Source organism: Nocardia sp. NPDC005998 (assembly GCF_040614395.1).
GTDB lineage: Bacteria > Actinomycetota > Actinomycetes > Mycobacteriales > Mycobacteriaceae > Nocardia.
The window spans coordinates 41,999-50,557 of sequence record NZ_JBEXUI010000053.1 but is presented as its reverse complement, the minus strand read 5'-3'; the positions used below and the strand labels follow the sequence as shown (position 1 = coordinate 50,557).

General features: G+C 65.0%; 7 protein-coding genes and 2 pseudogenes. 6 read left to right on the top strand and 3 right to left on the bottom strand.

Annotation, left to right across the window (positions count from 1 at the left end):
- The first annotated feature begins 220 nt into the window (after positions 1-220).
- Entirely contained in the window at positions 221-454 is a 234-nt protein-coding gene (locus ABZ293_RS38580) for a hypothetical protein (RefSeq protein WP_355189075.1), read from the top strand.
- 54 nt (positions 455-508) lie between these two features.
- Here the strand turns inward: ABZ293_RS38580 and ABZ293_RS38575 are convergent, their stop codons facing one another.
- Positions 509-1,480 (bottom strand): helix-turn-helix domain-containing protein, encoded by a 972-nt coding sequence (locus ABZ293_RS38575; protein ID WP_355189073.1) that lies wholly within the window; start codon positions 1,478-1,480, stop codon positions 509-511.
- Between the two features lie 281 nt (positions 1,481-1,761).
- Between ABZ293_RS38575 and ABZ293_RS38570 the strand changes: the two genes are divergently transcribed.
- The 4 genes from ABZ293_RS38570 to ABZ293_RS38555 all read left to right on the top strand — a co-directional run bounded on the left by ABZ293_RS38570 (position 1,762) and on the right by ABZ293_RS38555 (position 5,276).
- Positions 1,762-3,027, top strand: coding sequence for a cytochrome P450 (locus ABZ293_RS38570; protein ID WP_355189071.1), 1,266 nt, complete (start codon positions 1,762-1,764; stop codon positions 3,025-3,027).
- A gap of 440 nt (positions 3,028-3,467) precedes the next feature.
- The gene (locus tag ABZ293_RS38565) at positions 3,468-3,650 is read left to right on the top strand and encodes an epoxide hydrolase N-terminal domain-containing protein (protein ID WP_355189069.1); all 183 of its coding nucleotides are present in this window, start codon (positions 3,468-3,470) and stop codon (positions 3,648-3,650) included.
- Between the two features lie 91 nt (positions 3,651-3,741).
- The gene (locus ABZ293_RS38560; RefSeq protein ID WP_355189067.1) at positions 3,742-3,993 is read left to right on the top strand and encodes an alpha/beta fold hydrolase; all 252 of its coding nucleotides are present in this window, start codon (positions 3,742-3,744) and stop codon (positions 3,991-3,993) included.
- A 389-nt stretch (positions 3,994-4,382) separates the two neighbouring features.
- Positions 4,383-5,276, top strand: a complete 894-nt coding sequence (locus tag ABZ293_RS38555) for an IS5 family transposase (protein WP_355189065.1) — start codon at positions 4,383-4,385, stop codon at positions 5,274-5,276.
- Between the two features lie 27 nt (positions 5,277-5,303).
- Here ABZ293_RS38555 and ABZ293_RS38550 read toward each other — a convergent pair.
- Positions 5,304-5,468, bottom strand: a pseudogene (locus ABZ293_RS38550) (UvrD-helicase domain-containing protein); the annotation flags it as partial.
- Positions 5,469-5,550: 82 nt separating this feature from the next.
- On the opposite strand from ABZ293_RS38550, the gene ABZ293_RS38545 reads away from it, so the two are divergent.
- Positions 5,551-6,804, top strand: coding sequence for a low temperature requirement protein A (locus tag ABZ293_RS38545; protein ID WP_355189063.1), 1,254 nt, complete (start codon positions 5,551-5,553; stop codon positions 6,802-6,804).
- A 137-nt stretch (positions 6,805-6,941) separates the two neighbouring features.
- Here ABZ293_RS38545 and ABZ293_RS38540 read toward each other — a convergent pair.
- Positions 6,942-7,043 (bottom strand): annotated as a pseudogene (locus tag ABZ293_RS38540) (hypothetical protein); the annotation flags it as partial.
- Between the last annotated feature and the right edge of the window lie 1,516 nt (positions 7,044-8,559).

The following is an 8,559-nucleotide window of genomic DNA, read 5'->3' as shown; positions in this document are numbered from 1 at the left end:
GCTTGAGGTGCTAGTGCCCTTTATCGGGCGTGGGGGTTCAAGTCCCCCTCCGGACACAGACAGTACGCCAACACGTGGCCGTGGGTTCGTCTCGGCCGTAACTGTGTGGTCGTCGTGGTTGTAGGTAAGTTTCAGTCCCAGTTCTCGGTAGACTTCCAGCTTGTCGCCGGGGTCGGCGGCTCGCAGGATTGCCAGGATTCCACCGAGTGCCTCCCACCAGTTGACGGATTTCGTCGCGGCTCATTCGTTGAGCGAGTCCGGCGTGATTCGTCACAGCGGTAAGTTGAGCGGCCAGCCGCGCCTTCCGCATCACTTCCTCTCTCCCGGTCATGGGGATGGTGGCAATAGCGCGACCGACACGGCTCCCGTCGGCGCGCTTGCGCATGACGACGACATCTTCGGGCCGGGCAGCGGTGATCACCTCTGGGGCATGACTCGACAGAATTATCTGTAGCTCTGGCCGTTCCTGCACAGTTCTGCCAGCTCGTCCGTGGATCCAGCTCAGGATTCAGGTGGTCCTGGCTGAGCGGGCGTACTCGGCGGGCGGCTGGCCGTAGCGGTTTTTGAAGGCGCGGATGAAGTGGCTGCTGTCGGAGAATTGCCAGTACGCGGCGAGTTCGGAGACGCTAGGCGGACGGGATCGGGCGGTGAGTGCGAGCCGGGCCTGGTCGAGCCTGCGGTGGCGGATGTAGGTGGCCACCGACTCTCCCGCCGTGGTGAACGCTCGTTGCAGGGTGCGCACGGAGACGTTGAGCTCGCGTGCCAGCATTGCCGGGGACAGTTCAGGATCGGCGAGACGACTGTCCGCCAACACTTTTGCCGCCTCGATGAGTGCGGGCTCGAGTTCGGGTTCCGCGTCGTCGAATCCGCCGGTCACCACCGCTTTGGCTAGTTCGAGCAGCGCGCCGTGGGCGGCGTGCACACCGGCAGGGCCGAGGTCGGTCACCGTCGCGTGGACCGTGCTCGTGTGGGCCAGCAGCACGCGCATCTCGGCCGAGTCCGCTGACTCGATGACGCTGCGGTTTCGCAGTCGTGGCTCGAACGCGGCGACGGGCAGCGCGAGGAACTGCACCGTGGTGTGCGGTGTCGTCGCGAAGTGCAGCAGCGGCCCGTGCCGCAGCAGGAACTGTCCGGCCGACACCGTGTGTTCGACGCGACCAGGCGGACCGCCCAACGACCACACACCGCGCCGCACCACATACATCCGTACCTGATCCGCGTAACCGGACAGTGTGCCCGCGGTCCGGATGGCTGAGGCGCTGTCGAGATCGTGGATCGCCACATCGCATATCTGCGCCACGCGGCTCCTGACCCGGAAATCACCGGTCGTGGCCCGGCTGACAGTCGGCAGCGGGAAGCGATCGCCGATCTTCGCCCGCCACTCGTGTTGGAAGACATCGAATCCGCGAGTACCGGCGATGGTGGAGTCCAGTACGAACCCACCGCGCTGGTCTGCGACCTCGGTTCCTGTGCTGTCCATCCTCTGCCGATCCACTCCGCCTACGCTGCCCGGAGCCCATCTTCTCGCCAGGTATCGCCCTGGTTCAAGGCGAGCACTCGAAGTGCAGGCATCGTGCGATGCCTGCGCGTCCACTGCGGTGGGGGTCATCTCGCCGTCAGATCCGTTCGTGGTCATTCTGGTGGCGCGAATGTTCCATCCAGATGGCGCGGCGATTCAAGCGTGTGCGCTACCGATCTCGCTAGCCTTCGAAGGTGGCCAGATCAGACGATCGTGGCACTTGCATGAAGGCGAGTAGGCTTGTGAGTCAACAGGATTCGGGAAGCACGGGCACCGGCACCGCGGAGCACGCACCGATCGTGCTGGACACTGCCGGTGTCGACATCCAAGGCGAGTCGGCACGGATCCGCCTGCGCGGGCCGATCACCCAGGTCGTGCTGCCCGGTGACGTTCTCGCGTGGTCGGTGACCGACACCGCCGTACTACGCCGTCTGTTCACCGACTCCCGGGTATCCAAAGACGCGCGGCAGCACTGGACCGCATTCAACAACGGTGAGATCCCTGCGGATTGGCCGCTGCGCTCGTGGGTCGGTGTCGACAACATGTTCACCGCCTACGGAGCCGAGCACCGCCGACTGCGAAAGCTGGTGTCCCCGGCGTTCACCCACCGCCGGACGATGGCGATGCGGCCACGGATCGAAGCCATCACCACCGACCTGCTCGACCAGCTCTCGGCGATCCCGCCCGGCACGGCGGTCGATCTGCGGAAAGGGTTCACCTACCCGGTGCCGATCCGCGTGATCAGCGAATTGATAGGCGTTCCAAATCATCTGGCCGCCGCGCTGCACGCACGGGTAGACAGGTTCTTCGACACCTCGGACACCGGCAAAGATCCGGTGGCCAATTACCTCGACATGTACCGGCTGGTCAGCGAACTCGTCACCTATCGCAGAGCTGAGCCCGGCGACGACATCACCAGCGTGCTGACCGCCACCTACGACGAAGACGGCACCCAACTGACCGAAAAGGAACTCATCGACACCCTCATGCTGATCATCAGCGCCGGGCACGAGACCACCGTGAACCTGCTCGACCACGCTGTTTTCGCGCTGCTGACCCATCCAGAGCAACGTGCGGATGTGCTTCAGGGAAGGTCGAGCTGGGCCGACGTGGTGGAGGAAACCCTGCGCTACCAAGCACCCATCGCGCACCTGCCGCTGCGCTTCGCGGTCGAGGACCTCGACATCGATGGCTTCCGCATTCCGAAAGGCGACGCGATCCTCGCCTCCTTCGCCGCGGCCGGTCGCGACCCCCACGTCCACGGGCCCAACGCCGACGATTTCGACATACACCGCCCCACCAAAGACCAACACCTCTCCTTCGGCCACGGCGCCCATCATTGCCTCGGAGCGCCCTTGGCACGGCTCGAGGCCCAACTCGCGCTACCTGCCCTGTTCGCTCGCTTCCCGAAACTCACTCTGGCCGCCGACCCGGCCGATTTGCGGCCGGTGAGCAGCTTCATCTCCAACGGACATTCCCGACTACCCGTCTACCTGTGCAGGCCATGATCAAGCCCTGGCTCCAGATTTCGGCTGCTCCCATCTCGATCCATTCCAAAGAAGCTCGATGCGCGTTCTTCTCACCCCCCAGCCCGGACACGGCATTTCGATCCGATGGTTCCCGACGCCGCGGCGTTGCGGGCCGCCGGGCACGAGGTCCGGGTCGCCAGCAGCGCGGCGTGGTAAAACATGGCGGCCCTCGACCGTGTCTTGCCACTGGTCCAGACCTACGCCGAGATCGGGAACAACTCGTCGGAGCGAGAGATATGAGCCCTTCCCAAACTTGCTGAGGACGCCGGGGCCACAGCGTGAGATCGCCGAAGCAGGCCCACACCGGAAACGGACCGCCCGGTGAGCGCGGCAGCGACCGGCGGCGGACCTACTGCGGCAGAACTGATTCACACATTCTCTTCATCGACCGCGTCGGGTTCTGCCCTAGCGTCGCGGTCGTGACCGAGATCGAACCTTTCCCGATCAGCATTCCCGACCCTGACCTGCAGGAACGTCTCGACCGGGTCCGACTTCCCGAGGCGGAGACGGTTCCGGACGGGAGCCAAGGTATCGGCCTGGAACGTCTGCGGAACCTGCTGGACGCTTGGCGCCAGCATGATTGGCGATCAGTGGAGAAGTGATGGAACGCGTTGCCACACTTCAAGACTCGGCTCGACGGGCTGAACATCGCGTTCTGGCATGTGCGTTCACCCGAGCCCGACACCTTTCCCTTTGGTACTGACCCACGGCTGGCCCGGCTCGGTGCTGGAATTCGAGAACCTCATCGGGCCGCTGACCGACCCGGTCGCGCACGGCGGTCCGGCCGAGGACGCCTTCGACGTCGTCGTACCCGCACTGCCCGGTTTCGGGTTCAGCGAACGGCCCCGGGAACCCGGCTGGAACCCCGGCCGCACCGTACGGGTCTGGGCCGAACTCATGACCAGGCTCGGGTACGAACGCTTCGGAGCACACGGCGGCGACTAGGGGCGCGTTCGTCAGCACCGAACTGGCTTGTCTGGCACCCGAACGGGTTGCCGCCCTGCATCTGACCATGCCGATCGCCTCACCTCTGCCCGAGGACGTGGCAGCGGCCGACGATGCGGAGAAAGCCATGCTCGCCAAAATGCCTTGTTTCGCACCCTGCAGAGCATCGGGGTTGTACTGGGCACCGCGGTGCTGGGCAGCGTCCTCAACGATGAGTAGATCCAGGCTCGGCGACGCCCTCGTCGGGTTGCCCAACGTCGCCGGAGCTAGAGCGTGTCTCGAAGTAGTGTCGCGGGCTTGAGACTGGTTGGCGTGCTGTGGTTTTGAAAGTAGCGAGGTCTCCGGTAGTTGGTTGATCGACCAAGATTCAACTGAACACCGGAGACCTCGTGACCACCCTAGCGGTGACCGCGCGAGCGGACCTGACCGATGCCCAGTGGGCGCGGCTGGAACCGCTGCTGCCCAGCCCGAAACGACCGGGTCGGCCATCGAGGTGGACCAGACGCCGACTCGTCGACGGGATCCGCTGGCGGATCCGGGTCGGCTGCCCGTGGCGTGACATCCCGCCGTACTACGGGTCCTGGCAGGCGATCTACGCACTGTTTCGCCGCTGGGCCCGTGCCGGGGTGTGGGCGGCGGTACTACAACAGCTACAGGCGATCGCCGACGCCGCCGGCGAGATCGGCTGGCTGGTCAGCGTGGACTCCACGATCACGCGTGCCCACCCCCACGCCGCCGGAGCCCGCCGTGACGGTGAGCAGCACACCGAACCACCCGGCGGGCACCACACCGAACCGGCCGATCACGCGCTCGGACGGTCCCGGGGTGGATGGGGCACCAAACTACATCTGGCCTGCGAACACGGCCTGCGACCGCTGTCGTTGCTGCTCACTGCCGGTCAAGCCGGCGACAGTCCACAGTTTGCCGCGGTCCTCGACGGTATCTGGATCCCTCGCCTCGGTCGCGGGCGAGCTCGCGTTCGACCGGAACGAGTGCTGGCCGACAAGGCGTATTCCTCAGCCGCCAACCGTGCTCACCTGCGCGAGCGCGGGATCGCCGCCACGATCCCGGTCCCAGCCGATCAAGCCGGGCACCGCCGCAACCGGGGCCGCCGGGGCGGTCGTCCACCGGCCTTCGATCCCGAGATCTACCGGCACCGCAACACCATCGAACGCGGCATCAACCGGCTCAAACAGCATCGCGCGGTCGCCACTCGCTACGAGAAACTCGCCACCCGATACCTGGCCGTCATTCAGATCGCCGCCATCGACCAATGGCTATGACCTCGACATCTACTTCGAGACACTGCCTAGGTGCGCGATGCGATGGGTGATGGTGCGCGTTTTGCCGGTGCCGGCGCCCGCCACCACGCAGACCGGTCCCCGGGGTGCGCGCACGGCCGCGGCCTGCTCGGCATCGAGTTCGTCGAGCCGGAGCTGGGCCTGGGTGGTCGCAGCAGTCACGCGGTCCATCATGACAGTGCCCTCCGACAGGTCGGGCGGCCCTCGGCGTGGCGGTATGGAAACCGGGCACGGGCCGGGCGGTTAGTGTGCGGGTGTGGTCAATGAGACTCCTGGGACAGGCGGAAGCGAGCCGGCGGATGCGGGCAACGGGACGCCCGAGCGGCACGCGAGCTGGATGGAATTGTTCTTCGACCTGGTCGCGGTGGCGGGCATCGGTCAGCTGACACACCTGCTGCACCGGGGTCCATCACTGGGCGATCTGGGTCTGTATGTGGTTCTGTACCTGGCGTTCTGGATGGTGTGGGCGTGTATCACGCTGTACGGCAACATTGCTCGCGACCAGGCCAGGGTGGCCCTGATGCTGGCGGCCATGTTGAGCCTGGGCCTGATGGCGGCGGCCGTGCCCGGCATTCCCGAGCGGCACGCCACCACGTTCGCGGCGGTCTATGTGCTGGTGCGGCTGGGCGCCGAACATCTGTGGGGCCGCGGCAAGTTCGTGGTCGACTGGCCGACGGTACAGCTCACCGTCGGCGTGTATCCGTGGATCGTGTCGCTGTGGGTGGGCGAGCCCGGCAAGTTCTGGCTGTGGGCACTGGGCCTGGCGCTGGACCTGTACGTGATGTTCGCGATCTCCGGCGACAAGATGCTGGCCGAAGCGCGCAAGAACCTGCGGGCCCGGTTGAAGCGGATAGAGCGGAGTCCGCGTTTCGATCCCGATCGGGTGCCGGTGATCGAGGCGGTGCACGCGGATCCGGCCCATCTCGGTGAACGACTCGGTCTGTACGTGATCATCGTGCTCGGCGAGGGCGTCATCGCGATCATCGCGGCGCTGGGCGGTGTGCGGTGGAACGCGGGGGTACTCGGACTGGCCTTCGCGTCCTTCGTCAGCCTGGCCGGGCTCTGGGCGCTGACGCTGCTGTACGGCTTCATCCCGCGGCTGATGACCGACACGGTGGCCGCGGCGAACGAACCGTGGCAGCGCACCATGCTCACCCACTGCGGCGTCACGGGTGGGATAGCCGCCCTCGCCGCGGGTCTTGGCCTGGCCCTGGATCATCCGCACGGCCATCTCGCGACCGGGGTGGGCTGGGCGCTGTGCGGCGGCGCCGCAACCTATTTCATCGTGGTGGGTGTGAGTGGTGTCCGCAGTGCGGCGGGATGGCGCTGGGCGCTGGCGTGGCCGGTGCCCTGTTCGATTCTGGCTCTGGCGCTGGGCGCGTTCGCGTCCCATCTCGGTGCGCTGCCGGTGGTGTGCGGCGTGGCCGTCCTGGTGCTGTGGCCGCTGCTCTGGGAGAGCGGCCTGCTCAGTCGGGCTCGCGGTCGCGGAGTCGACGCAGTGCCGCGGTGAAGCGGGGGGTGCGGTCGCCGAGGGGGGGCGAAGAAGGCACGGTCGCAGGTTTCGACGGCGCCGATGGCCCGATTGACCAGGGCCGCACCGGATTCGGTGGGAACGAGGGATTTGGCGCGGCGGTCGGTCGGGTGATCGCGCCGTTCCAGCAGACCCTTCTGTTCCAGGGTGCGCAGTACGTGGGAGGTGCTAATCCGCCGATACCAGTACGCAGTCGATGATCTCGCCCACAAGGACATACTCGACTGCGTGGATGCGAACGGCAACCTGATCCCGTTCCTCTAGTGCGAGGGTGCTGCTGCCCGACCGGCGTCACCTGATCGGGCAGCAGCCCCTCTCACGAACCTCGGGCGGGTAACGCTTCGACATTTGCCATACGCCGAGAATGCGATCCGCGAAATCTCCTCAGGTCAGTCGGCCCGTCGATGGGTCTACGGAGGTTTCCGATCGCGAGTGGGCCTACGGCACAACGGACCGGAATCGTCACGCCACCGCTATTTGCCGATGACCAGCAGTTTTCGGTGTTGCAGGAGGTTGGCGTACTGGTCGATACCCCTCCGGACACAAATCTGGGGCATATGCATCCCCTTCGCGGTGTCAAGTCGGCACCCTTACACTCAATTCTCTTCCCCTCTTTATGACCAGCGCTTTTACCGACCCTACGGTCCAGCGACACCTGTATAGAGCGATAGACCACACCGAAACTAATTCGGCCAACTGGATCAGCGACATGGCGTGGCATCGCGGTGGTAGTCAGCACCCAACTGCTCGGGCGTGCCGTCTCCGGTGAAGATGATCGCTGCGGCGTCGGTGTTGCGGGAAGCAAGGTCCATTGACCGAAACCCCTTGCAGTGCGGCATATTCTACCAAAACGACTCAAGAGTGATTCACGTTGTCGAAGGCTATGACGTCGCGCGAAACGGCCAGTGCGTCAACAAGATCGGGATTCCAGTTGCCGAGATTCCCTCGGAAGTGCTGCAGTAGGGCGAGCGGACGCCCGACGCACGGCCCCACGCGGTGATAGGCATACTCGACTCCGTTGCCCCCCTTGACCGTCGATGCCTCGTAGGTGGCGCTGCTTACCGTAATCGTTCCCAATTTCGGATTCAGGGACAGCGGACACGATGCGACCGGCCGGGGATTGGGACGAAATCGATTGTCAGAAAACCGATTTAGTGCCACTAGTCCCGAAACCGCCAGACTAACCGTCATATTCCCGTCAAGCGATCATCGAATCGTAACAGCGAAGAGTTCTCCAGCGGCGCCCGCCCGCGTACGACTTTCACCTCCATCGCCGCAGCCTTCGGAGACAGCCATCCCAGTCGCGAAGCTGCACCCGAGGCAAATTGCACAGACCCGCCCCTACATCTGGTAATCGGCTTCAATCACCAACCGCCCACCCGAAAACCGCAGGTCGTCCCCGTTCCCATATTCGATGTGCCCCGCCCGGGGCACGAACCTGCGGCAACGGACCAGAGCCGTCACGCCACCGCTATTTGCCGATGACCAGCAGTTTTCGGTGTCGTAGGAGGTTGGCGTACTGGTCGATACCCCCTCCGGACACAGACAGTACGTCACGTCATCCGTTCTACCTGCGGTTATGCAGAAAAGGTGGGGTGGCAGCGTCGAGCCGAATCAGTGCATAACCGCAGGTGGGGCACTCTGTGGGGGTTCAATTCGGGTTCAGCTGAGAAAATCCTAAGAAACCGGCACGTCAGCCCGGTGAATCATGGACAGTCATATCACGGAAGTCTT

What these genes read in the sequence shown, in the direction of transcription:
- ABZ293_RS38575 (WP_355189073.1), bottom strand. Translation starts at nt 1,480, where the DNA reads ATGGACAGCACAGGAACCGAGGTCGCAGACCAGCGCGGTGGGTTCGTA.